Below are 22,934 nucleotides of genomic sequence, written 5' to 3'. Positions count from 1 at the left end.
GCATGAGCAGCGTAATCTTTTACAGGGAGGTGAACTAAGTTCGGCGGTATGAATGCTATGCCAGTGAAACTCTCTATATACTTTTGCATATTGGTCACGAAAGTTTACGAACTTTAAGCTAAAAGGCACCCAAGCGGGTGCCTTTTAGCCTTATTAATGATGAGAAATTAGAACTCTTCCCATTCTGCCACTTCATGCTTTTGCTGAGTGGCCTGGGGAGGGCGGCTAGGTGCTTGAGGTAGTGCAGTGCCTGTCCGCGCTTTATGTGCTGCCGTATAAGGTAGCGCAGAGTTCTCAGCGCCGCCTTCACTGAGCACAAACTCGCTCATCAGTTGATCCAGCCGTTGCGCATTATCGCGCATATTGGTGGCAAGCGTGGCGCTCTGGCTGACCATGGCAGCATTCTGCTGGGTCATCATATCCATCTCTGCCACTGCGGTATTGACCTGTTGGATGCCAGTGGTTTGTTCCCGGGCGCCGGCAGCAATCTCGGCGATCACATCCGACACTTGAGTAACGCTGTGGCGAATCTCCTTCATGCGATCAGCCGCCGCCTTGACAATATCACCGCCTTCTTTTGAATGACTCACGGACATATCAATCAGTGCACGAATATCATGTGCCGCAGATGCCGAGCGACTGGCGAGTGTGCGGACTTCGCTCGCTACAACAGCAAAACCACGGCCCTGCTCGCCAGCGCGGGCAGCCTCCACCGATGCGTTCAGTGCCAATATATTGGTTTGAAATGCAATCGAGTCAATCAAGCCAATAATGTCGCTTATTTTATTGGCCGAATCACTAATCGCGGCCATCTTGGCTTCCATTTGATTCATCGAGTCGGTGCCGCGCTCTGAGGCACTGGCGGCTTCTAGCGCGAGGCTATTCGCCTGTTCAGAGGCCTGGGAAGTATGCGCTACCGTGGAGTGAATTTGCTCCATTGAGGCAGACGTTTCCTGGAGGTTAGCCGCCGCTTGTTCGGTACGCGATGAAAGCTCATGAGTACCATCCGCCATATCGCTGGCATCGGATAATACTGTTCGAGCGTTTTGGCGCACTTCCTGAAGTGTGGACTGCATGCGCTCCACAAAGGCATTAAAGCCGTGGGCGAGGTCGCCAATTTCATCCTGGGTTTTGGCTTCTAAACGGCGCGTCAAATCGCCTTTACCTTTGGCAATATCCGCCATGGCACTGGCGGTATGCTTGATAGGAGCAAGTGAGCGCCGCGCCGCATAGGCAACCACCACCAACAGCAATGCCAATAGCAGTCCACCCGCCAGCAGCAGCGACTGCAGCAGGCTATTAGTCACGGTCGTAAAGGCGGTGATGGGTACGGTGACCCCGACCACCCAGGAAGTGCCTTCCACCGGGCTCCACATGAGCACGGTCTGCTCACCGCTGGGCATGGTTATTTCACCGGAGCCTGCCGTGCCGCTGAGTATTTGCTGACTCAATGCATCCAGCCCTTGGTAGCCCTGCTGGTCGGCATCGGTGTAATTGAGCGACATGCGATACTCTTCAACCGGATGAGCAATGACTTGCCCTTGGCTGTCGATTAGCCAGCCGTAGCTGCCATCGCCAACATTAATATCGGAGGTAATATCAGATACGGCGGCCATGGAAACGGTCATGCCCAGCAGTCCCGCTCGATTGCCACGCTCATCGAATACAGTATCAGCGACAATAGCCGTTGGCAGGCCACTCACCATGGAGATAACCGGATCGCTTAGCAGACTATCCTGGGTGCCGTCAGTCACTAAGGCTTTGAAATAAGGACGTTCGGCTATCTCCAAGTTGACGCCAGCGTGAGTTAGGGTCGCTCCGGATGCGTCAGTAAAGAACAATGACTCGATGGTGCCCCCCGGCGGGTAGCGCTTTTCGAGCCAAGCGCGGTGAGACGCAAGCGGCACGTCTTCCACCAAACGCTCATCCTGAGCAAGCACGGCGATCCAATTACGGTACCCGGTAATCCAGCGGCTGATTTCATCTGCTCGCGCTTCTACCTGCCGCTTACCGGCATTATCAATTAACGCTGGAATAGCCTGATTAAGCTGTTGATTGACCACAAACCCTAAAATGATGGCTACCACTAAGAGAGGTATAGCGACAGCGACCAGCAGTTTCTGCGTCAGTGAAAGACGAGAAATTTTTTTCATTTGTTGCCTCGATATGTTGGCCAGAAGCAAAGCACGAGGATGTTGATGAGTGCCATGCTTTGACTGTTTAATGGTTCCCTGGGTGTTATTCTTGCTACCGCTAATCATTAACGGCCGATCCTGCACTTGCTTAAATATTTGAGTTTTTTAATATCTTTTTGGCTTACATAGTAATGTTAAGCTAAAAGTCTGTTTTGGCTTTTAATGTAATTTTTGTTGTATTTTTGTATGGCGCTTGCGCGCTTCTTGTATTTTTTAGTGATTTTGTTAAATCATCGGGGTAGTCGACGTCAGTGCACACGCCTGGGTCGTTGAGAGAGACATGAATAACACGTTTGCTATGCTTTTTGATGACAGGACTTGCACCCCTGTCGTTTTCTAAAAGTGCCAGTTCGCTCCAGAATTTTCTTCCAAACACAACAGGATGCCCCGGATTTCCTTGGTGTAGCGGCTGTACAATACTGTCTGGAGTGGCCGTTTTTGTTAATACATTGCATGTTTCTCCGCTTACCCAAGGGAGGTCGGCCAACCATACTGCGGCAGCACGAAAATGATGTACGCTTTCATCGCTGCAGAGTTGTCTAAAAGCATCGCTAATACTGTAACCAAGGCCTAAATGACTGCATTGGCTAATAATAATTTGATGTGCTGGTGTAAGGCCGAGTGACAGGGGATTATCTTCGGGTTTAATAACAACGCGGCGATTAGAAAAATTTTTCTGAATAGTTTGTAAAGTGGAGCTAAGCAGTGTTTCCCCATTGTCCAATCTGGCGACTCTTTTATCGCTGCCAAAGCGGCTTGATTGGCCTGCCGCCATCACGATGACTATGATATCGCTACAAGGCATGGCGTTCTTTTCCACGAGAGAGGCGAGCAATATCGGCCATCACGGCTAGCGCAATTTCAGCCGGTGTTTTACTACCCAGATTAAGCCCAATGGGCATGGCAATTCTTGCTACTTGGCTTTCCGTCAGGCCGCCAGAACGTAGCAGTCGTTCGGCACGCTGCTGTGATGTCTGCTGAGAGCCCATAACGCCAATGTAAAAGGCTTCCGTTCGGACGGCTTCGATCATCGCTAAATCATCGATACGCGGGTCGTGGGTCAAGGCCACAACGGCGGTATTGGCATGGCAACCGCCCGAGGCGATAAATACGGAGGGCAGCACCGCCTGCACTTCCACGCCCGCGACAGCAAAATTTTGCCTAGCCTCGTCTCTGGGATCGCAGACAATCACCTCAAAGCCCAGCGTTTGGGCAAACAGGGCACATGGCGCAGAGATCGCGGAGATCCCCGCGATAATCAGCCGTAGCGCAGGGCCTATGCGAATATTGACGCTAGCTGTATCGAAGGTAACGGTTGGCTCGGTGTTACTCGCTGGGTTAAAGCGCTTGCCGCTGCCATCCAACTTGATACAGCGGGTTAGCGGTTGGCGACCCAGTAACGTGGCATGCATCACTTCTAAGTGAGTGAGGTTTTCGGTGTAGGGCGTTAGCCGTTCAACCAACACTTCAAGGCTGCCACCGCAGGGTAAACGAATACTCGCTGAATCAGCGTCACCGCCATAGCGCACCCGTTGAACCGGTTCGTTAAACTCACCCTTTTGAAGCCTTGCGATAAAGTCTTCTTCGACACAGCCGCCCGACAGTGACCCCAGATAGTCGCCTCTCGAACATGCTACCAACATGGCCCCCGGCTCCCGGGGGGCCGAGCCAAAGGTTTTCAGAACTGTGCATAGCCAAACGGTCAGCCCCTGGTTGGCCCATTTCAACGCGCGTTCGATAACCTGCAGATCAAGGTGGTGCATTAACTAGCCGCCTCCATGGGGAGTCGAAGGGCGGCTTTCAGTGCATCGCGAATGGTGTCAGGGGTAAAAGGGGGATGGGTAAAGCGTACCCCCGTGGCATCAAAAAGCGCGTTGGCAATCGCGGGAGCGCCGGGCAGTGAGGCGGACTCCCCAACGCCGAGTGGGGGAAATTCAGGGCGATCAAGCAGCATGACGTCGATGGGCGGAAGCTCCGAGAAACGCAGAATAGGGTAGCCGCCCCACTCTTTGCTGGTCGGTAAACCATCCTCAAAGGTTACCCGCTCCTTTAAAGTGCGGCTGAGCATCTGGATCACATTGCCATGCACCTGATGGCGAACGCCGGCGGGGTTCACCATCAAGCCTGCATCCTGGCCTACATATAAGTTCTCGACGACAACCCGCCCACTCTTCACATTGACTTTTAGCTCAATCACCCAGGCGGCGAGCGCGGCGCCAAAGCCGGGAAATTTACTATGTACGTACTGGGCGTAAGCGAAGCCTCGGCCGTAGCGCCACTCGCCATCGCTACTCGGATTGGCGTTAGCGGTGCAGGGCTTCCAGTTCGCACGTTCGGCTAGCGCTTCGACAAGCTCGCAGGCGCGGTTATCGGCTAAGTAGCGCAACCGATAGGCGACAGGATCTTCACCCGCCAAATAGGCGAGCTCATCAATATAGCTTTCGTGGGCGAAGGTGCTGGGCAGCGCCGAGACACCACGCAGCCAGGAGGCGCGCACCAGGGTCGGGACGTCGTCGCACACTATTTGGCGATGAGGGTAGCGGTAGGGCGGCACTGATGTTCGATCCCCCATTTCAAAGGGGATATCAATCGGTGAGGCAGCGCCGGTCAGCAGTAGTGCCAGGGTGGGCGCACTGTTAGAGGGGTAGCGCGTATTAAAGCGATAGCCTGCTGGGCTGCCATCTGCGTTCAAGCCGCCCTGGATGGCCATATACTGAGCAGCCCCTTTAGGCTCCCAGGTGTGCTCCTGCTCACGGGTTAGTTGCACACGAACAGGTCGACCCACCGCCTGAGAGAGCAGCACTGCATCCGCGCCAACGTCGTCGGCGCAGTTGCGGCCATAGCAGCCTGAGGTTTCCATGCGGGTAATGGTGATAACGCCTTCATCCAAACCGGTAAGGCGGGCGAGGTCGGCGCGCAGGCTGTGTGGATTTTGGGTGCCCGACCATACGTGAAGGCCATCTTCGTTGGCATCGGCGACAGAGCACGAAGGGCCGATGGAGCCATGCAGCTGGAATGGCCACACATAGTGACGATTGAGCGGATGCTGTGCGGCAGCCAGAGCGTTATCGAGATCACCCTCTTCGAGGAGTATGCGCTGCTTGCTGGGCAGGTCGAGCAGTGCTTGCTCTATGTTGTCCAACTGAGGCAAGCCTTCGATTGGGCGCCACTGGATCTTTAGCTGTTTGGCTGCGGCGGCAGCCTGCTCTTCACGCTCGGCCACCACGCCAACAAAGTCACCGACCACCACGACGCTTATCACACCTGGCAAATGCGCCACAGAGCTTTCATCTACCGCGATTAAACTGTTGCCAATAAAGTCGCCGCTATCATGGCCTACATAAGGCGGACGAATCACTCGCCCATGCAGCATGTTGGGCAGGCGTAGGTCGTGGATAAAAGTCAATTGCCCGGTGGCCTTGGCGGGTATATCCACGCGGGAGGTCGATTGGCCGACCAGGGTATAATGGCTGACCGGCTTAAGCGGCACCTCATCGGCAAGCTTTAACGCATGACGGGTACCTAGCAGTAACTCCCCAAAGCTAACGGGTGAGCGGTTATTATCACTTGGCGTAATAGCGCCGTTCTGGCAGCTAAGTAGTGAGCGCTCAGTGTCAAAGTGCTTTGCTGCCAGGGTTAATAGGTACTCCCGCGCCTGTGCCGCAGCTCGGCGTAAAGGCTCGGCAGTGATCTGAATCGATGCACTGGCTATGGTGGGGCCTTGGTTGGGGGCTTCAACGGAGTTGCCCAGCACCATGGTGACGCTGTCGAACGCGACGCTGAGCTCTTCTGCAACAATTTGAGCGAGCGCCGTGCGTATGCCCGTGCCCAGGTCTACGTGGCCGTTGAAAGCCACGATATGACTATCGCTCAGTACGGCAATGAATATCTCAGGCTCATGTGGGGTGAAGTTTGAGTGTGTACCTGGCTGTCCGGGCGCGGGCTTGGGGGGTGTAACCGGGTCGCGATAGATCACCAGAACATCAGACCCATACAGCAGTGACTCTCTTGTATAGTCTGATTTATCAGCCATGTCTGCCTCCCACGCTCGCGTTTACGATGATCAGTGCGGATGAATTTTAGGTGATGAAAGAGCGATAACTAAGGTAAAATTATAGCGTGTACGCCATAAAAGCATGATGAATTGATCCAGCGCAAGGAGTATTTCATACGTTGATGCATCATTTTGTTAACCAGTGCCATACTCGATACACGACGTCGCCAATAGATTAAGGATATGGAATGACAACGGATAGTGCGTTCAAACACTCGTCTTCCGGCGAGCACTCTACGCCTTCAGAGCAAGGGTATGATTTTTCTGAGCAAGTAGGGCATCTACTGCGTAAAGCCTACCAGCGGCATACGGCTATTTTTCAGCGCTACAGCAGCGATAAACAGCTCACGGCCATTCAATTTGTAACGCTGTGCACGGTGATGGAGCGCGGCCCCAGCTCGTTAACCGATATCGTCAACGCCACGGCGATTGATCCCGCCACTATCCGTGGCGTCATTAAACGTCTTAAAGCGCGGGGGTGGATCTCGCTAACCACCGACCCTAATGATCAACGCAAAGTCATGGTCGTGATCACTGAGGCCGGGGAGACATTAGTCGAGGCTATGGTGCCCAGTGCCAAGCAAATTAGCGATCAGACCATGAAAAATCTCAACCCGGCAGAGCGGGTTGCCTTAATGCATCTGCTGGAAAAAATGAACGCGGACTGATGACTCAACAGAGACGTCCGCTTCACCTGCGTTTTCGGATACTCCTAACGCTTCATTAAGTATCCCAGTGTTTCATCCAGTCCAATCACATCGCCATATTTGCTATCGATATCAAACAGGTTAGCTTCATGGGGCGCGGGGTGACGGTCACCCACGCAGTCACGCACGACCATCACCCGAAAGCCGTGCTGTACGCCATCAACGGCGGTGGCGCGAATGCAGCCACTGGTGGAACAGCCGGTAATGATGAGTGTATCGATACCCATGGCGACCAGTGTGGAGGCAAGCGAAGTTCCAAAGAACGCGCTGGCATACTGCTTGGTCATTACCAGCTCATCTTCACGGGGGGCCACCTCGGGGCAGAACTCGGCGTAAGGGTTGCCCGCCACCATCGCCCGCATGACCGGCGCCTTCTTGACCCAAATGCCACCATCGATTTGATCCGGGGCGTGATACAGGATGTTGGTGTGGATAACAGGCGTGCCAGTGCGCCGTGCGGTATTGAGTAGCGGCGGCATATTGGCCACCGCATCCACCACGCCCTGGGCAAATAGCGGCGAACCCGACGTGGTGTAGCCTTGCATAAAATCAACCACCAGCAGCGCAGGCGTTTTGCCAAAACCGATGCGCCCATCCCACACGCCTCGGTAGTTGTCCGTGGCAGTATTATCGCTAACGCCATCGCTGTTATCAGTCGTGTGTGGCGACATGGTCGTCTCCTTAATCAGCACTCTATATCGTCAATAAGTACCTGATCTTGTTAGTAAGCCCCTGACAAGAGGGCGCCCGCGCCCGGTACGATGGGCTCAAGGTCGAGTGCCTTGAGCATGGCATAGGTGGTCGCGATAGCTGCGGTAACCACCGGCTTGCCGGTCAGGGCTTCGACCTTGGCGACGGCCGGTAGTGATGGCATTTGCACACAGGCTGACAAGACGATAGCGTCCACGTTACTTAAATCGAGACTGGCGACGATCTCGGGAAGATTAGCGGGATCGTGGCGAGCGACATCCAGGTTATTGGGGATCTCAAGCGCTCGGTAGTCGAGCACGTCAATGCCTTCCTGACGTATGTAGTCGACCACCATTTCGGTCAGCGGCTTCATGTAGGGGGCCACTACCACCACGCGCTTGGCTTTCATCACACCCAGGGCATCAACCAGAGCACCGGCGCTGGTGACCACCGGCGTGTCGCAACCGTTCTCTTCGGTGCGGCTGCGCAAACGCTTTTGCGACTCTCGGTGGTAGCCGGGCCCCATCGCCATAATGGCAACCAGGCAGGCATACCCCATCACATCCACCGCTGCATCAGAAAGCTCCAGGGCGCAGCGATCCGACTCTGCATCCATGGCAGCCAGTTCGTCCTTGCTGACGTTCTTCATGCGCATGCGGCTGGAGTGAAAGGTAAAGCGTTCCGGGCGGATTAACTGCCGCGCCGTAAGCATGGCGGGTATTTCGGTCTCCATGGTGATATTGGAGCTGGGGACGATCTGGCCGATACGGTAGCTTTTGATCTCGTTCTTTATATAGTTGCTGGTCATGGTATTTGGCCTCTCTTAGAGCTCGCTGCCCAGGAAGTCTTCAAACGCGGCAAAAAAACCGTCGAAGTCATCCCAGGGAATCATGTGACCCGCTTGTTCCGCGGTAGAAATACGAACCGTCGGTAGAAGGGCGCGTATTTCGGCGCGATCTTCATCCTGGATAACACCGCCTTTGCCTGCACACATCAGCAGCGTGGGCACTTTGATACCGGGGAAATCCTGGTGGATATCGACGCTGTGGAACTCTTCAAACGCCTGAACAATGGCGGGCTCAAAGCAAGTATGTAACCACTCGGCGCGTAACCGCAGTTGCTCGTCGCTCCAGGTGGGGCAGTAGTGGCGCATGGTCTCGATATCGGCACCACGTGTGCAGTCGCGAATCGAATCCACGTACCAGGGCAGCTTGCTGGGGTACTCACGGCGTCCTGGCCCTGAAACCGGTGGGTCGATAAGTACCAGTTTGTCGATTCCCGTGGCGCCGCGACTCATGGCGCGTAGCGCAAAGCGCGCACCCATGGAGTGGCCCGCCAGAATGACATTGCTCAGACCCAGCGCATCAATAAAGGCGATCACATCGTCGGCGCAAGTGTCGGTGTCATAATCGAGCTCGGGTCCGGTAGACGACAAGCCGCGTCCACGAACATCCAGCACATAAGTGTCGAAATGCTGGCCGAGCCGCTCGGCCACAAAACGCCAGGTGATGGCTGGGCTGGTAATGCCCGGTATCAGTACCAGCGGTTGGCGCGAAGTCTCGGCGCTGTCGGCAAAGCGCAGGTAGTGCTGACGAATACCATTGGCGTGCACGTTGGCGCCATAGAGATAGGTGCTGTTCATGCTGGGCTCCCTTGACTGGTTGGTTGCTTCAGCGGTACTTCAAAGGGGTCATAGGCGAATACCCAGGCCGGGTCTTCGTCTTCCCGTAACCAGGTATTGTCGTGGGAAACCTGCTGAACCCGCGAGGCGCGTTCAAAACGGTTGGTGCGGTAAAGTTCGAATGCCTGCTGGTAGTGCTCGGCGCCCACTTCCTCCAGGCAGCGTACCAGCATGGCGGCATCCTCGATGGCCATGGCAGCGCCCTGGGCCATATGAGGCTTCATCGGGTGGCAGGCATCGCCCAGCAGCACCAGTCGATTTTCATGCCACAGTGGCAGCGGGTTGCGCTCCAGCAAGGGCCATTTGGTGACGGTTTCAGTGCAGTCAATCAGCGCTTGTACGGTGGGGTGGTAACCCTCGAATGCTTTGCGCATCTCTTCCCGTGAGCTGTCGACGAAGGAAGTGCCGTGGTTCCAATCGGGTTCAGGCACGCCGGTCACGTAGTAATACTCCTTCTCGTCGCCGGTCACGAAGTACACCATCATGTGCCGGTCTTCCGACCACCACTTCACGCAGGCTTCGAAATCCAGGTCATATGCCTTGAGTTTTTCGGCAGAGATAATTGCCCGGTGAGCGACCCAGCCGCTATAGATCGGAGCCTCTGGGCCCAGTAGCTTCTCGCGCAGCCGAGAATTGACACCGTCTGCGCCGATTACCAGGTCGGCCTCTTCCGTCGAACCGTCAGCGAAGGTCATGACGACCTTGTTGCCGCTGTCGTCGACATCGACCAGGCGCTTATCGAAATAGAGGTTGTCCTGGTCGAGCGTGCTGACCATCAATTCGTGCAGATCACCACGGTGTACGGTGATGTAGGCCGCCCCATAGTTTTCGCGAGCAAACTCGCCTAGCGGGATGCGAGACTGATACTCGCCGGTCATACCGTTGCGGCTAAACCAGTAATCGGGGTGTGAGCCCATGGCATTGAGCTTCTCCTCAATGCCGATCCGGCGCATTACTTTCATCACGTTGGGGCCAAGGTGAATGCCTGCCCCAAGGCGCGCAAACGCTGGTGCCTGTTCGTACACCTTGGTGGGGTAACCCGCTTTCTGCAGTAGTGCGCCTGCAGCGGCGCCGCCAAGGCCCGCGCCAATAACGGCTATGGTGGGTTTATTGTTCATATCCTGGTTTCCTCGCTGTTTTATTCGCCTATCACTCGTTTCTGAATGCGTTCGTGAATGCTATAAAACAACGTATACACCATTTATTTTTTGGTCAAGAATTAGTTTCGAAATTATTTTTTAACGAAAACAAGGCGGTATTTTTAAATAAATACATGAATTTAATGGATTTATTGCTGTTTTTTTGGTTTTATGCAAAAACTTGAACAACGTGTACATTGAGTGCTATACGTTTATTAGGCTTATTTTTATAGCGTACGCACCTTTAATGCTCGATGGGTATTAGCTCTGCACTCAGCTGGTGCAAGTCGATTGGCCGTATGTGAAAGGTAGATGAAAATAGGCTGGTTTAAGGTGCTACGAAGCGTGTTTGGCAGGCAGTATTTATTAGTAATATCTAAGTCATATCCAAGCCCTACTCAGAGCAAGAGGGCGGGCTTAACAATAACGATGATGATCCCCTATGACGCTAAAGCTAACTATCAATGGGCAAGAACGCGAGCTGGCCGTGCCGCCGCAGACACCATTGCTCAATGTGTTGCGTAACGACCTGGCGCTCAATGGACCCAAGTATGGCTGTGGTTTGGGCGAGTGTGGGGCATGCAGCGTATTGATTGATGGCATGGCCGCACGCACCTGCGTGCTGCCCGTGTCCGCTGCCGTTGGCCATGAGGTAACCACCCTTGATGGTCTTTCCCAGGGCGGTGAGCTTGACCCTGTACAACAAGCCTTTATCGATGCTCAGGCAGCCCAGTGTGGCTACTGTTTGAACGGCATGATCATCACTATTCGTGCGCTGCTAAATCATAATACCCAACCCTCTACGCAGCAGATTCGCACCGCTTTAGAGCATAACCTCTGCCGATGTGGCACCCATGTTGAAATTCTCCAGGCAGCGGAGCGTGCCGTGGTCATTAACGCGGCCGCGTTGCAGGAGGCTTCTCATGAGTGAAGGGTCGATGCTCCATGGTCAGCAAGAACAGGCCGGCATCCCCGCGCTACTAGCGAAGGCACGTTTTGGTGTCGTCGTGCGTCCACCTTACTACCGGTGGAATGGTGAGCGTTTTGAGAGTGATCGCTTAGTTGGCGTCGATAGCAGCCGCATTGCCTCACTATCTGGATCTATTGAAGTCGTGGTGGAAGGGAATTTTGTGGGGGTGGTTGCCGATAGTTTGGCCTTGGCGACCGATGCCGCTAAACAACTGAAGGTTGAGTGGCAGGCCGTTCACCAGACGCCCGAACAAGTGCCTGAAAGCGATCAAGCGCCCTCTGAATCGCCTCTTGTTATGCCTAGCCAGTCGTACATGCATTCGAACCACGGGTATGGCTGGCCGAGTCGCATGCGCTGGGGCAGTCACCCCAGCTGGGTAATTGCCGATTGTTGCGACCAACAATTGAGTGTGTGGGGGCAAACCGTCACCCCAGCGGCGCTTAAGCAGGATCTAAGCCGGTTAATCGCGCTGGATATTAGCCAGATTGAGCTTTACAGAGTTGATGGTAAACACGCATCAAGTCAGGCCTCAGGGTTGGGTCGCCATTGCGGTGACGATGCCGCCGTGGATGCGGCGTTGATGTCGCGGGCGGTGGGCGGCCCGGTAGCCGTTTGGCTCGATGCCCGCTACGCCAAAGATGTTCAGGCATTGGGCCAAGCGCAGCGAATTAGCCTAAACGCGGATATTGCCAGTAGTGGTGAGGTAGCCCGTTATCACTATCAGCAGGCCAATCTCACTGGTGAGGTGGCTGCCGCAGGGTTGTTGTTAAGTGGTAGGGCCGCGATAACACCGTCTAGCGCTGAGGCCTCCGCCGGCGAGCAAGACACAACGCCGTTCTCGCCCTATGTATTTCGTGACCAATACCTTGCCGCACGCTCCCAGTCAGACTCGCTCTCCACCAATTCCACCTTGATGGGTATACAGCAGACGTTCGCTCGAGAATCTTTTTTAGATGAGGTTGCCCGCGAGAGTGACCAAGACCCTGTCGCGCTGCGACTTCGACATCTTGACGATGCGCGTGGTATTGAGCTGATTGAGTCCGTTGCTAAACGGGCCGAGTGGCAAAGGGCGTTCAATCCATCAGCGGACTCTTTACCCCAGGATCTATTGCGCGGGCGGGGTTTTGCCTACTCTCAACTACCTGACCGCGAACAACGCGTGGAATCGGGAGTGCGCTCTGCCTGGATTGCCGATGTGGAGGTTAATCGTGTTACCGGCGATGTTCAGCTTACCCGTTTGGTCGTTGGTCAGGACGTCGGCTCTGATGTGGATACTGATCGCCTTCAGCAAACGCTACAGGCCCGGGTTTTGGGCGAGGCGCGCCCCCTTTTGGGGCAAGCGCCCAGTTTCGACGAGTGGGGTGACGGCAGTCGTGCGCTGACTAAAAGTGAATATTCAGCAGGATTACCAACCACCGCTTCTTCGCCGAGCCCTGTTGAGGGAGGTGTTAATCAAACCGTTGGTGAAGACGTATTAACCGGGGCGGAGCTATCGCCGGGTGTTGCGGTAATAGCCAATGCGCTTTTTGATGCCACCGGCCTGCGTTTTCGCCAACCACCGTTTACCGCCAAGCGTGTGCGCCAGGCACTCGAAGCTTCGTCCATCGAGGAGGCAGGGCGCCCATCTAAATTGAAACCGCCGCGGTCAACGAAACGGCGCTGGTTAGCCGCCGCAGCGTTTACCACTATTGCGGGCACTGTTGCCATGGCATGGCCGTGGAAAGGGGCGATTGCACCGATTGCCAGGCCAGCTAGCAACCTCTATTCCGCCGAGACCATTGAGCGTGGGCGACTCGTTGCGGCTGCAGGCGACTGCGCGGCGTGTCATACCACAGAAGGTGGCGTGACCAATGCCGGTGGGCGTGGGTTTGAGACACCTTTCGGGACGCTCTACAGCACGAACATTACGCCGGATGAGGCGACGGGGATTGGTCAGTGGTCTTACGCAGCCTTTGAGCGCGCCATGCGCCACGGCATTAGCCGCGATGGCAGCCACCTGTATCCCGCGTTCCCCTATACGGCGTTTGCCAAGACCAGTGATGCCGATTTACAGGCGCTTTACGCCTACTTAATGGCTCAGCCCCCCGTGTCGACTGAAAAAAAAGCCAATGCGCTCACTTTCCCCTTCAGCGTGCGTAGCTTAATGGCAGGCTGGAATACGCTTTATCACGACGCAACTCCTTTCCAGCCTGACCCCATGCAGAGCGAACTGTATAACCGGGGAGCCTACCTTGCCGAAGGGTTGGGCCACTGCAGCGCTTGCCATAGTCCCCGCAATACCATGGGCGCTGAGAAAAGCGGCGAGGCCTACTTTGCCGGTGCCTTTGTAGATGGTTGGGAAGCACCACCGCTTAATACGCTGTCGCGTGCGCCCATCCCGTGGAGTGAAACATCGCTTTACGACTATCTGCGCCACGGTGAATCTGAGCTTCACGGCGTTGCCTCTGGCCCTATGGCCCCGGTGGTAGCGGGGTTGGCTGAGCTGCCTGAATACGATGTGCGGGCTATTTCTCACTATGTGGCCGCCCAGATGCAGGCGCCCACAAGTAATAGCGATGCGGCTGTGGCGGAAGCTACGCAGCGCGTGACCAGTGCAGCCGTTAGCTCAACAGAAATGGAGGCAGGGGAGCGGCTCTTCGAGGGCGCCTGTGCGGCGTGCCATGTCGATTCTGGCGTTCCTACCTTTTCGAGGGCGGGCACTAATCTGGCGCTGAATACCAATTTACACAGCGATCATCCCGATAACGTTATTCAGTCAATTTTGGGGGGTGTCCACGCCGAACACATTCCCGGTATTGGTAGCATGCCCGGCTTTGCCGACAGCTTTAGTAATACCCAGGTCGCTGATTTGACGACCTATCTCCGAGCGCGTTTTGCCCCAGAGAAAGCGCCTTGGCAAAAAGTAAAACAACGTATCGCAGATATACGCCAGCCTCACCACAACAACACTCACTCTTCTCCCTGACGTAATAAAACGAGGTGGATTATGAAACGCAGTAAATGGATATGGCTAGTATGGGCAGTGGTCCTGCTGAGCTACCTGGTGCCTTATACCCTCTTGAGCGGTGTCGCGCTTTGGTACGGCAGCTTCCTGTTCTGGATGTTGGCAGGGTTGGCCATCATTGCGCTGAATGTGTTTATCACTAAAGATTTTGAGGAGCACAGCAATGACTGAGTCACTCATCTGGTGGTCCATTGCCATCTACTTATTAATCGCTATTGGCATTGCGATTATGTCTCGCCAAGGCCCTTCCGAAAGTATGTCGGGATACTTCCTGGGTAACCGACAAATGAACGGCTTTGTCTCGGCGCTGAGCTACAGTGCCACTACCTACAGTGCCTTTATGATGGTGGGCTTGGCAGGTCTTACCTATGCCGGCGGCGTTGGCGCGCTCGGTTTTGAAATCATCTATTTCGCCGGTGTCTCTCTGGTGGCTGTTTTCGGTCCCAAATTCTGGGCAGTCGGCAAGAAGTTCGGCTATGTGACGCCCAGCGAGATGCTGGGCCACCGCTACAACAGCAAACATGTGGCCATGGCTGTCTCGATTGCCAGTTGTATCTTCCTGATTCCCTACTCGGCCGTTCAGCTCGCGGGTGTCGGTTACCTGTTGCAGGGGATTACTGATGGCGCGATTACCTTTACTACCGGGGTGGTGCTGGCCACGGTGATCGCTATCTTCTTCTCCTATATCGCGGGGATTCGTTCGGTGATGTGGACCGACTCGCTCCAGGCCATCATGATGATTGTTGCCTCAACCCTGGTGGCCTTCCTGGTGATCCAGGGCTTGGGTGGTTTCGGCGCACTATTCGATACGCTGGCAACGGAACATCCGCAGTCACTCACGGTGCCTGGCCCTGGCCTGTTCAGCTTTGTCACTTTCCTGGGGCTCACCATTCCCTGGTTCTTCTTTAGTATTTCCAACCCACAGGTCAGTCAACGCCTGTTTATGCCCTCCTCGCTGCGCTCCATGCGCCACATGCTGATTGGCTTCCTGGTGTTTGGTTTTATCTACACCATGGTCTCTGTGCTTTGGGGTTTCTCTGCCTTAGCCGCTTTCCCAAGTCTTGCAAGTGCAGATTTAGCCACGCCCACGCTGCTGGCCTCGGAGTTTGTTCCGCCAGTATTAGGGGTGATCGTGATGATCGGCATCATGGCGGCCGCGGTCTCTACTATCGATTCGATCATGCTGACCCTGGCGTCCATGGTCTCCCGCGACGTCTATGCGAACGTTAAACCGAACGTCAGTGAAAAGCGCCAACTGCTGGTGGGCAAGTTCGTGGTGCCGGTGATCGCACTGATGGCGCTGGCCTTTGCCGAGCTGCAGCTTGACCTTATTGCGGTGCTGTCGGTGGCTGCTTCCTCTGGTCTGGTAGCCATGGTGCCCGCCCTTATCGGTGCCTTCTATTGGAAGCGCGGTACTGGCGTCGGTGCACTGGTAAGCGTGGTGGGCACCAGCGCCTTTGTACTGCTGATGTATGCCACTGGTAATTCACTGCTGGGCCTGCCCGCCGGTGTATGGGGCATTGTGGTCGCTAGTGTGCTGTTTGTTGGCGTTAGTTTAGCCACCAAGCCTCATCAAGCCACCACGGATGCTTTCTTTGCGGCTATCTCTGAAGAGCTGAGCAAAAAGCGCAGTACTACCAAAGATCAAGCGACGAAAGAGGCGGCTGCCTAATTGACGTTCAGCTTTGACCCGATAACACCATAGAGCGCTTGGTGTGCCCAAAGGCGAGCACGAGCGCTCTCAGCTAACACTTCCCGGTACGTTACAGCTGTGCTTTCGCCTGGGGAGTTAGGAGACTTTATGGATCACGCAAGCTTTGCCGAAATTTGCCTCCATCAGCTAAAAATGTCCGGCGTACATGAAGGCGAAAAACTCGTCGTACTGACTCAGGGCAGCGAACGCCTTGATTATGCGGATGCCTTTATGGCGGCGGGGCAGCGTTTAGGCGCCAATATGTACCACATGCGGTTACCCGCGCCGTTACCTACCGGCGGCTGGGCCGTGGGAGCAACGGGGCTTGCTAGCATGCCCGATGCGGTGGAAGCGCTTAAAAACTGCGACATGTTGATCGATTGTATTTTCCTGCTGTTCTCTCCCGAACAAATGGCGATCCAAGCCGCGGGTACGCGTATATTGACGGCGGTTGAACCGCCAGAACTGCTGGCCAGAATGTTGCCCACCAAAGAGCTAAGGGAAAAGGTCGAACTGGCCGCCGCGCTGCTGGAAAAAGCCAAAGTGATGCGCATCACCTCGCCCCACGGCACGGATGTCACCTACCAACTGAATACTTATGAGACGGTTGCTGAGTATGCCTGTACCGACGAACCGGGGCGTTGGGATCACTGGCCCTCTGGCTTTGTGTTCACCGGCGGTGATGACGATGGCGTTGATGGCACCATTGTGGTGGCGCCGGGCGATATTCTGCTTCCCCAAAACATGTATGTTCGAGAGCCTATTACCTACACCATTGAAAAGGGCTGGATTACCGATATACGTGGTGGGCTCGATGCGGAGCTAGTGAAATCCTATATGGATAGCTTTAACGACCCGCGCGGCATGGGCATGAGCCACGTAGGCTGGGGCATGAACCCTAATGCCAAATGGCACCGCATGGTGCCGGGGGAGTTCCCGGGTGGCATGGGGATGGAACCGCGTAGCTTTTATGGCAACGTAATGTTCTCCACCGGCCCTAACAGCGAACTGGGCGGGTCTAACGATACCGCCTGCCATCTGGATATTCCCATGCGCAACTGCTCGCTCTTCCTGGACGATGAGCCCATCGTCATTGATGGCGATATCGTCGTTAAGGAACTGCAGATGGCTAGAAGCTAGCGCTCTTGAGACACGAGATACTGATAAAGCCCCTGGTTCGGGGCTTTTTTACTTTAGTGCCAAACCGTTAGCTGATGTCGGTAATCATCTTGCGCTTGGCTGGCGCTGGCAGGGGTTAACCAAACCTGGGTGCCGGGTAAACACTGGGCCAGCGTAGCGCAGGCGATGGGGGTGAGGGCGCCTAGGCGCGGGTAGCCGCCGATTGTCTGGCGGTCATTCATCAGCACGATTGGCTGGCCGTCCGGCGGCACTTGAACTGCTCCCAGCGGAATGCCTTCGGAAATAATGCCCTTTAGTGAGCCGTGTAGGGCTGGGCCGGTGAGGCGTACGCCCATCCGGTCGGCGCGATTATCCACTGTCCAGGGTTGGTTGAACGCCTGGAAAAGTGCATGGCCACTGAAGGAGGCGATTTGCGAGCCGAGCACGATGGGTAAGCGGCAGCCAGACGCAGGCATGCGCGGGCCCTGGCTTTCAGGAATGCGCCGCACTGCCGGAGCGGTGCCTTTCCAGGTTAACCGGTCGCCCACTTTTAGCGGTTTGCCATCTTCCTGTAAGCCCCCCAATTGCTCGCGGGCAGTGCAGGAGCGGCTGCCCAGCACTTCTGGCGCATTTAGCCCGCCGGGAAAGGCGAGATAGGCGCGCAAACCCTGGCGCGGTTGGCGAAATACCAGGCGCTGGTCCGGCAGTAGCTTGAAACTGGTATTGGGTGCAAGCGGTTTGCCATCCAACTGGGCGTCTAGATCGGCGCCGGTCAACGCCAGGCGCACCTCGTGTTCGGTTTCAAAGCTCAAGCCGCCGCCCATGACGATTTCCAGCGCAGCGCTGTTTAAAGCGTTGCCCAGCAACCAATTGGCCCAGCGAAACGAGATCCAGTCGGCAGCGCCACCCTGAGTAACGCCTAAGTGGCCGACGCCAAACCGCCCGGCATCTTGGATAAGCGCCAGCGGTCCCGCCTGTTTAACCACTAGCCCCTTTTGTGTTTCATTCATGGCAGCGTGACTCATGGGCGCTCCTCCATGGGCGTGGTATCGCCACCATCTGCTTCAAACTCTTCCCGGGAGATCGCTCTAAAGCGCACCTTGTCGCCGGGGCGAAACAGTGGCTCGCCACGTTTGGCGTGCTCGAATAGCGGCACGTTGGTGCGGCCCAGAATATTCCAGCCGCCCGGCGAAAGCAGCGGATAAATCGCGGTTTGGCGATCAGCAATGCCCACGCTACCTGCGGCGACTTTGCGGCGCGGCGTTTTCAAGCGCGGCGTAGCGAGAGATTCGTCTACCAAGCCCATAAAGCCGTAACCGGGGGCAAACCCCAACGCAAATACGCAGTAATCGTGGTTGCAGTGCTGCTCGATAAGCTCGTCGACGCTCAAACCAGCGCGTTTGGCGACCAGTGGTAACTCGGGGCCCACGCTTTCGTCGTACCACACCGGGATATCGTGCAGCTCACCGGCTTGAGTATCCACAGGGGTAAGACCAGAAAGCGCCTTGTGAATAAGTTGAATCGCCTCGCTATGGGTTAACTGCTGGCAGTCGTAATGCAGCAGCAGCGTGGTGTAAGAGGGCACCAGGTCAATTAACATGCTTCCAAAGGCATTACGCAGCGCCTGATCGGCGGCGATTATCCAGGCCATATTGGTTTCGTCGATGGTGTCGAATAATCGCACCATCAGGGCATCCATGGCGGCGGTTTCAATGCGCATTTCAATATTGGGTTTCACACCGGCTCCAGCGCCTGAAAGGCCTCGCGAATAGCGCGTACGGCGGCCACTGACTCGGGGTTGTCGCCATGAACGCAGAGCGTATCGCAGGCTAACTGCAGCGTTGTGCCGTCGAGTGCGGTGAGCGGCTCGCCTTTGGCCAGCTTGATGGCTTGATTGACGATGGTGTTCTGGTCGTGGTGCACAGCGTTAGGCAGCCGTCGTGAGGCCAAGTGGCCGTTACCGTCATAAGCGCGGTCGGCAAAGGTCTCGAACCAGAGGGTAATGCCTATTTGGGCGGCCAGCTCGCGATGTGGTTCGGGGTCGGCGGTGGACATAATCATTAACGGCAGGCTGGCATCATAAGCACGTACTGCGCGCATGACGCCTTCGAGCAGCGCCGGGTTGGCAGCCATGTCGTTGTACAGCGCACCGTGCGGTTTGATATAGCTCAGTTGGGTGCCTTCGGCTTGGCAGATGCCCGCCAAAGCTCCCACTTGGTAGAGCACCATATCTTCCGCTTCTTCCGGCGAGCAGGCCATTGAGCGGCGGCCAAAGCCCATCAAATCCGGATAACCCGGGTGCGCGCCAATGCGCACGCCATTTTGAACCGCTAGTTTGACGGTGCGGCGCATGACATGGGGGTCGGAGGCATGGAAGCCGCAGGCGATGTTGGCGCAGTCGACGAAAGGCATCGCATCGGCATCCAGGCCGAGGTGCCAGTTGCCGAAACTTTCGCCCATATCGCAATTAAGCAGGGGGATGGCCATAGCGACTCCTATGTCGATGCAGTGGGTGCGCTTGATTGGTTAGCGCTGAATTGTAGTCCACCACCAATATATGAACATGGCTTGCCCAGTGCCAATCGTTTTTGACGATACTAACTATCGGGTGCTTCTATCATATTGTTATTTATTGGAAAAAGGGTTGACGCTTGGGCACGATACGCTTATCACATTAGGAGCGGGGCGTGATAATAACGTTGGTGAGATAGCGCTGCTGGGAGTGGCCTTAAAGTTGCATAGTGGTCTTGAAGTTGCGTAGTGGTCTTGAAGTTGCGTAGTGGTGGTCAAGTTGCGTAGCTATCAGGTCGTCATGAGCCGTAGCACTCCGCCGGTCTCTTTGCGTATCAGCACAGCAGTGTTTTTACTCCAGTAAGTCATATTTGTAGGCGAGTCACTATGCTCGATTTTAAAGAACTTGAGGCGTTCGTATGGGCAGTGAGGCTCGGCTCCTTCCGTAAGGCGGCGACCCGCCTGCACCTTACTCAGCCCTCTGTTTCTGAGCGTATTTCACGCTTGGAAACCACGGTAGGAGAGTTGCTGCTGGAGCGTGCCGCCAGGCCTATTCAGCCTACTATGCGGGGCCGCGAGTTCTTTGTGCACGCTGAGCGGATGCTGCACCAGCGTGATGAAGCGATGAAGCTTTTCGATGACGAAGAGGCGTTTTCTGCACCATTGCGGCTCGGCACGATTGAAACCATCGCCCATAGCTGGTTTCCCGAATTTATGCGCCGTTTAACCGAGCGGTATCCGCGTTTGACCATTGAACTGACGGTCGATTACTCGCCGGTGCTCAATGAGCGGCTACTGGGCAACGAACTGGATATTGTATTGGCGATGAATGGCTATTCACCGCAAAAGCAGATCGAGTACGAGTCCTTGAGCCCTTATGAAATGGGCATGTTTGTCTCTCCGCGGCACGTCAAGCAACTGGGCGAAAGTGCCGACACTTGGGGCAAGCAGTTGCCGTTTATTTCATTTGGTAAGCAGGCTCGTCCCTATGCAGAGTTAGTGAGTTATTTGGCAGAGCAGGGAATCGCTAATCCTCGTATCCATAGCGTCAGCACACTAATGACCATTGTACGAATGACCACCGAAGGGTTGGGGATTGGCGCGCTGCCTGTCGCCACTGTGCTGGATGAGTGGCAGCGAGGGGAGCTCTACCGTCTCTCGCTACCGGTGCCGTTACCGGCCATGCACTATGATGTGATATGGCGCAACGCTAACCACCCGCGCTTTTGTCGTGGCGTTGCCCGATTGGCTCAGCAGTGTGCCTGCAGCTATGCTCAGGCGCGCCGTGCCGATATGACAACAACACTTTTCTCCGGGCGCTGGGTTACTGCCAGTGCCTCCTCTGGTACCACCGAAGCAACACACTATTAGCACCATACTATTAATAGAAATAAGAGGGTTCTTATGATGCGCAAGACAATAACGACTTCATTGCTCCTGGCGACCGCCTGCGGTTTAACGGTGACGGCTCATGCCGCAGAATGGACCATGGCCACGCCTTACGGTGATGCCAGCTTTCATACCCAAAACAACAAGCAGTTCGCTGAGGACGTGGCCGAAGCTACCGATGGCGAGTTAACCATTACCGTACATAGCGGCGGCTCGTTGGTATCGCATGGTGAAATCAAGCCGTCGGTTCGCCGTGGCACGATTGATGCGGGTGAAGTATTCCTCTCCGTTCTTTCCAACGATGATCCCATTTTCGAAGTGGATACACTGCCCGGTGTGGCCGGCAGCTATGACGACGCCTACGCGCTGTGGGAAGCCACCAAGCCGATGATCACCGAGCTGTTTGCCTATGAGGGGTTGATTCCGCTCTACGCCGTCGCTTGGCCTGCGCAAGGTATCTATACCTCTGAACCTCTTACTGACCCTGAGCAGTTTGAAGGCTTGCGCGTTCGTGCACCTAACATCAATACCCAGCGCTTTGTCGATAATCTGGGCGGTAGCCCCACCGAAACCGAAGAGTCTGATATACCCACTGCGTTTAGCACTGGCCGTGTGGATGCCATGATCACCTCAAGCTCTACCGGTAACTCCATGGCAGCGTGGGATTACGTGACTGATTACACCGACGCTAACCTGTGGCTGCCAAAAAATATCGTCTTCATTAGCCAACGTAGTTTTGATGGCCTGGATGAAGCGACTCAGGACGCTCTGATGGAAGCCGCCGCTGAGGCTGAAAAACGTGGTTGGGAGATGAGCCGCGAAGATAATCAGGCGAGCTTAGAAGCTCTGCAAGAGAACGGTATCTCTGTTTCAGAGCCTAACGAAGCCGTTTCAGAGGCATTCCAGGCAGCCGGTGACAAACTGTTTGAAGATTGGCAGTCCCGTGCTGACGACGAAGCCAAACAGGCGCTGGAATCCTATCGCGAGCAGCGCGACAGCTAAGCGCTATTTAGCCTAAACACGGTTTAAGCTAAGTACTTTTTAACTAGGCTCTATCGTGATGGTTTCCGCAGGGGCGGTGATTTTGGCGCTGCCCCTGCTTTTGCTACGCGCTTTTCCTAAGTACGTTTTATAAGTACGTTTCCCGCGTGCTTCGTGAGGCTGCGAACATGACGTTTAAATTCGACAAGCTCTATCGCCTGGGTGCTTGGGGTGCGGCGGCCTGCATGGTTGCCATTTGCACGCTGATAGCGCTTCAGGTGACCTTCCGCCTGGTAGATGCCCTGCTGGTGCTCGTGGGACTGAGCCGCCTGGGCATGAGTATTACCGGCGTTTCGGAAATCGCTTCTTATCTATTGGTGGGGGCGACCTTTCTGGGGTTGGCCTACACCTTTGTGCATCACGCCCATATTCGCGTGACGCTGTTGATTACCCGGCTACCATCGGCAATTCGTGTGTGGTTTGAAGTGTTTTGCCTCATCATCGCCCTGGCGATCAGCTTAATGCTCAGTTACGGCCTCATTGGGTTGGCGAGGGAGAGCGTGCAATACAACGATGTCTCTTCAGGCTTTGTGTCGATTCCGCTCTGGATCCCCCAGCTTGTGCTCGCGACCAGCGTAGGACTGCTCTGTTTGGCGCTGGCTGAAGCCCTGTTTATGGCGCTACGGATTGCCATTCGCGATCCTGCGAGTTTTCGTGAAGCGTCTGCCCCAGATGAAAGCGAGGGCCACTAAATGGTGACGATAGCTATGTCTTGGTTGAGTACGTCGCCTGTTGTGTTGA

20 protein-coding genes are annotated in these 22,934 nt (G+C 55.4%); 9 read left to right on the top strand and 11 right to left on the bottom strand.

The window, feature by feature from the left end; all coding sequences use genetic code 11:
• Window positions 1-167 precede the first annotated feature (167 nt).
• From htc1 to E0L35_RS19150, 4 genes are all read right to left on the bottom strand, one after another.
• Window positions 168-2,153, bottom strand: a complete 1,986-nt coding sequence (htc1, locus tag E0L35_RS19165; RefSeq protein ID WP_138801149.1) for a methyl-accepting chemotaxis protein Htc1 — start codon at window positions 2,151-2,153, stop codon at window positions 168-170.
• Between the two features lie 181 nt (window positions 2,154-2,334).
• The gene (locus E0L35_RS19160; protein WP_138801148.1) at window positions 2,335-3,000 is read right to left on the bottom strand and encodes a nucleotidyltransferase family protein; all 666 of its coding nucleotides are present in this window, start codon (window positions 2,998-3,000) and stop codon (window positions 2,335-2,337) included.
• Entirely contained in the window at window positions 2,990-3,958 is a 969-nt protein-coding gene (locus tag E0L35_RS19155) for an XdhC family protein (protein ID WP_138801147.1), read from the bottom strand. The genes E0L35_RS19160 and E0L35_RS19155 overlap by 11 nt, the downstream gene beginning before the upstream one ends.
• Window positions 3,958-6,228, bottom strand: coding sequence for a molybdopterin cofactor-binding domain-containing protein (locus E0L35_RS19150; protein WP_138801146.1), 2,271 nt, complete (start codon window positions 6,226-6,228; stop codon window positions 3,958-3,960). Before E0L35_RS19150 ends, E0L35_RS19155 begins: the two co-directional genes overlap by 1 nt.
• 209 nt (window positions 6,229-6,437) lie before the next feature.
• Between E0L35_RS19150 and E0L35_RS19145 the strand changes: the two genes are divergently transcribed.
• Window positions 6,438-6,917 (top strand): MarR family transcriptional regulator, encoded by a 480-nt coding sequence (locus E0L35_RS19145; protein ID WP_022521534.1) that lies wholly within the window; start codon window positions 6,438-6,440, stop codon window positions 6,915-6,917.
• A 44-nt stretch (window positions 6,918-6,961) separates the two neighbouring features.
• Here E0L35_RS19145 and E0L35_RS19140 read toward each other — a convergent pair whose 3' ends face one another.
• Genes E0L35_RS19140 through E0L35_RS19125 form a run of 4 tightly spaced genes read right to left on the bottom strand, consistent with a single transcriptional unit; the run spans window position 6,962 to window position 10,445 of the window.
• Window positions 6,962-7,627, bottom strand: a complete 666-nt coding sequence (locus E0L35_RS19140) for an N-carbamoylsarcosine amidohydrolase (protein WP_022521535.1) — start codon at window positions 7,625-7,627, stop codon at window positions 6,962-6,964.
• A 50-nt stretch (window positions 7,628-7,677) separates the two neighbouring features.
• On the bottom strand, window positions 7,678-8,454 hold the full coding sequence (locus E0L35_RS19135) for an Asp/Glu/hydantoin racemase (RefSeq protein ID WP_009286021.1): 777 nt from the start codon (window positions 8,452-8,454) through the stop codon (window positions 7,678-7,680).
• Between the two features lie 15 nt (window positions 8,455-8,469).
• A complete protein-coding gene (locus E0L35_RS19130) occupies window positions 8,470-9,288 on the bottom strand; it encodes an alpha/beta hydrolase (protein ID WP_138801145.1) in 819 nt (272 codons plus the stop codon).
• The gene (locus E0L35_RS19125; protein WP_009286019.1) at window positions 9,285-10,445 is read right to left on the bottom strand and encodes an FAD-dependent monooxygenase; all 1,161 of its coding nucleotides are present in this window, start codon (window positions 10,443-10,445) and stop codon (window positions 9,285-9,287) included. The genes E0L35_RS19130 and E0L35_RS19125 overlap by 4 nt, the downstream gene beginning before the upstream one ends.
• A gap of 463 nt (window positions 10,446-10,908) precedes the next feature.
• Here E0L35_RS19125 and E0L35_RS19120 point away from each other — a divergent pair, with 463 nt between their 5' ends.
• The 5 genes from E0L35_RS19120 (at window position 10,909) to E0L35_RS19100 (ending at window position 17,273) form a co-directional block, all read left to right on the top strand.
• Window positions 10,909-11,397 (top strand): (2Fe-2S)-binding protein, encoded by a 489-nt coding sequence (locus E0L35_RS19120; protein WP_022521538.1) that lies wholly within the window; start codon window positions 10,909-10,911, stop codon window positions 11,395-11,397.
• On the top strand, window positions 11,390-14,401 hold the full coding sequence (locus tag E0L35_RS19115; RefSeq protein ID WP_249362160.1) for a c-type cytochrome: 3,012 nt from the start codon (window positions 11,390-11,392) through the stop codon (window positions 14,399-14,401). The genes E0L35_RS19120 and E0L35_RS19115 overlap by 8 nt, the downstream gene beginning before the upstream one ends.
• 21 nt (window positions 14,402-14,422) lie before the next feature.
• Entirely contained in the window at window positions 14,423-14,611 is a 189-nt protein-coding gene (locus tag E0L35_RS19110; protein WP_022521540.1) for a hypothetical protein, read from the top strand.
• Window positions 14,604-16,112, top strand: coding sequence for a sodium:solute symporter family protein (locus E0L35_RS19105; RefSeq protein ID WP_138801143.1), 1,509 nt, complete (start codon window positions 14,604-14,606; stop codon window positions 16,110-16,112). The genes E0L35_RS19110 and E0L35_RS19105 overlap by 8 nt, the downstream gene beginning before the upstream one ends.
• A gap of 129 nt (window positions 16,113-16,241) precedes the next feature.
• Window positions 16,242-17,273: a 2,5-dihydroxypyridine 5,6-dioxygenase gene (locus tag E0L35_RS19100; RefSeq protein ID WP_022521542.1), complete on the top strand. Its 1,032-nt coding sequence runs from the start codon at window positions 16,242-16,244 to the stop codon at window positions 17,271-17,273.
• A gap of 53 nt (window positions 17,274-17,326) precedes the next feature.
• Here the strand turns inward: E0L35_RS19100 and E0L35_RS19095 are convergent, their stop codons facing one another.
• From E0L35_RS19095 to E0L35_RS19085, 3 genes are read right to left on the bottom strand one after another with little or no spacing between them, the layout of a single operon-like run.
• Window positions 17,327-18,277 carry a biotin-dependent carboxyltransferase family protein gene (locus tag E0L35_RS19095; protein ID WP_138801142.1) on the bottom strand — a complete coding sequence of 317 codons (951 nt, stop codon included), beginning with the start codon at window positions 18,275-18,277 and terminating at the stop codon, window positions 17,327-17,329.
• Complete coding sequence (pxpB, locus tag E0L35_RS19090) at window positions 18,274-18,978, bottom strand: 5-oxoprolinase subunit PxpB (RefSeq protein ID WP_138801207.1); 705 nt, start codon at window positions 18,976-18,978, stop codon at window positions 18,274-18,276. Before pxpB ends, E0L35_RS19095 begins: the two co-directional genes overlap by 4 nt.
• Window positions 18,979-18,986: 8 nt before the next feature.
• Complete coding sequence (locus E0L35_RS19085) at window positions 18,987-19,739, bottom strand: 5-oxoprolinase subunit PxpA (RefSeq protein ID WP_138801141.1); 753 nt, start codon at window positions 19,737-19,739, stop codon at window positions 18,987-18,989.
• Between the two features lie 411 nt (window positions 19,740-20,150).
• On the opposite strand from E0L35_RS19085, the gene E0L35_RS19080 reads away from it, so the two are divergent.
• From E0L35_RS19080 to E0L35_RS19070, 3 genes are all read left to right on the top strand, one after another.
• On the top strand, window positions 20,151-21,134 hold the full coding sequence (locus E0L35_RS19080; protein WP_009286012.1) for a LysR family transcriptional regulator: 984 nt from the start codon (window positions 20,151-20,153) through the stop codon (window positions 21,132-21,134).
• Window positions 21,135-21,170: 36 nt separating this feature from the next.
• The gene (locus E0L35_RS19075; protein WP_138801206.1) at window positions 21,171-22,154 is read left to right on the top strand and encodes a TRAP transporter substrate-binding protein; all 984 of its coding nucleotides are present in this window, start codon (window positions 21,171-21,173) and stop codon (window positions 22,152-22,154) included.
• A gap of 167 nt (window positions 22,155-22,321) precedes the next feature.
• Window positions 22,322-22,885 carry a TRAP transporter small permease gene (locus E0L35_RS19070; protein ID WP_022521547.1) on the top strand — a complete coding sequence of 188 codons (564 nt, stop codon included), beginning with the start codon at window positions 22,322-22,324 and terminating at the stop codon, window positions 22,883-22,885.
• Window positions 22,886-22,934 lie beyond the last annotated feature (49 nt).

The sequence above is a fragment of the Halomonas sp. ATBC28 genome (assembly GCF_005937175.1).
GTDB lineage: Bacteria > Pseudomonadota > Gammaproteobacteria > Pseudomonadales > Halomonadaceae > Vreelandella > Vreelandella titanicae.
This window is presented reverse-complemented; position numbering and strand designations above follow the sequence as displayed.